Genomic DNA, 1,901 nt, shown 5'->3' with positions numbered 1-1,901 from the left:
AGCTTTTTCCAGATGATTGGCAGTTCGTTAAGTTGAGCGCCAAACAAGTCGACACGCTGACCACCGGTGATCTTGGTGTAAAGGTCGAATTCTTTAGCGACTTCGCCAAGCACGATTAGTCTATCGGGTGTGATTTCACCGCCAGCAATACGCGGAACCACAGAGTAGGTGCCGTCTTTTTGCATGTTACCGAGGTAGATGTCGTTGGTGTCTTGCAGTTCTATGTGTTGATCTTCAAGGATGTAATCGTTCCAGTACGAAGCCAGAATCGAACCGACAGCCGGTTTACACACAGTACAGCCCAATCCGTTTCCGTGAGAATCTAACAGCTCATCGAAGGTCTTGATTTTGTTGACGCGGATGATGTCAGTTAGCTCTTGGCGAGAATACGCAAAGTGCTCACAGATATCGTTAGAGACTTCCACACCTAGGTTACTTAGCTCGCTATCGAGAACCTGTTTAGCAAGGGCAGAACAACCGCCACAACCTGTTGAAGCATTCGTGGTTTCTTTCAATGCAGCCATCGTGGTGCAACCCGCTGAAACCGCGTCTTTAATGTCGCCTTTGGTCACATCGAAACATGAACAAATCACAGCGCTATCCGGCAGAGCTTCAACACCCATTGCCGAACCTGAATCATCGGCCACGTTAGGTAAAATCAATACCGATGGGTTTTCAGGAAGGGGCATATCGTTTTGTTTGATTTGCAGTAGCGAACCGTAAGCTTCTGCATCACCGACCAATACTGCACCGACAATCTTTGTACCGTCTGCCGAGATGATCAGGCGCTTATAAACTTGTTCAATTTCATCGTTATAGGTATACGACTGAGCTCCTTCCGTCTTGCCATGTACTTCACCAATACTGGCCACATCGACGCCAAGCAGTTTGAGCTTGGTGCTCATGTCGGCACCAGTAAATGCAGCATCGTCAGTGCCGCCGGAGACAATATGCGAAGCCGCGACTTTCGCCATGGAGTAACCGGGTGCGACTAAGCCGAAGATCTTGTTGTCCCAAAGCGCACATTCACCAATCGCATACACGTTGTCGATGTTAGTTTGGCAGTGATCATTAATCACGATGCCGCCACGTTCACCAATGGCGATATCAGAGCTGCGAGCTAGGGCATCTTGAGGGCGAATACCTGCAGAGAACACGATCATATCGGTTTCAAGGTGGGTGCCGTCTGCAAAGTTCATTCTGTAGCGAGCGCTTTCACCCGCGACTATCTCAGAGGTTGCTTTCTCGGTATGAACTTGTACGCCAAGGTCTTCAATTTTTCTGCGCAGTAGGGCACCGCCACCGTCATCTAACTGTACGGCCATCAGGCGAGGTGCAAATTCCACTACATGGGTTTCCAACCCAAGGTTTTTGACTGCGTTTGCGGCTTCTAAGCCAAGCAGACCACCACCAATAACGACGCCAGATTTGCTGCCTTTGCTAGATAGTTCAATGGCGTCTAGATCTTCAATGGTGCGATAAACGTGGCAGTGTTCTTGGTCGTTACCGTGAATAGGGGGAACAAAAGGGAATGAACCGGTTGCCAGAATTAAGGTGTCATAACTCTCGGTATGTCCCGATTCAGTCACAACGCACTTATTTTCAGTATCCAGTTGAGCGACTCTCGCGTTGAGAAGGTAATTGACGCCATTGCTTTGGTAATACTCTTCGCTGGTTAATGCCAAATCATCAGCATTTCCGCGCTTGAAGTAAGCGGTCAACTGAACACGGTCGTAGGCCAACCTTGGCTCTTCACTAAAAGTAATCACATCAAACTCATCACTCTCTGATTGCAGGATGTTGTCGATAAATTTGTGTCCAACCATGCCGTTACCCACAACGACGATTTTCTTCTTGCTCATAATCCATTCCTTATTCTCGGCGTCACCATCACTAGCATC

General features: G+C 48.4%; 1 protein-coding gene. It reads right to left on the bottom strand.

The genetic code is table 11. From position 1 onward, the window contains the following. Nucleotides 1-1,862 (bottom strand): nitrite reductase large subunit NirB (gene nirB, locus AB4496_RS09495; RefSeq protein WP_372130869.1); only part of this gene is annotated, 1,862 nt, incomplete at its 3' end. Between the last annotated feature and the right edge of the window lie 39 nt (nucleotides 1,863-1,901).

Origin of the sequence: Vibrio sp. 10N.222.46.A1 (assembly GCF_041473595.1) — a bacterium.
Classification (GTDB): Bacteria; Pseudomonadota; Gammaproteobacteria; order Enterobacterales; family Vibrionaceae; genus Vibrio; species Vibrio tasmaniensis_A.
The sequence above is the reverse complement of the archived record's forward strand: the minus strand, read 5'-3'. Positions and strand labels throughout refer to the sequence as shown.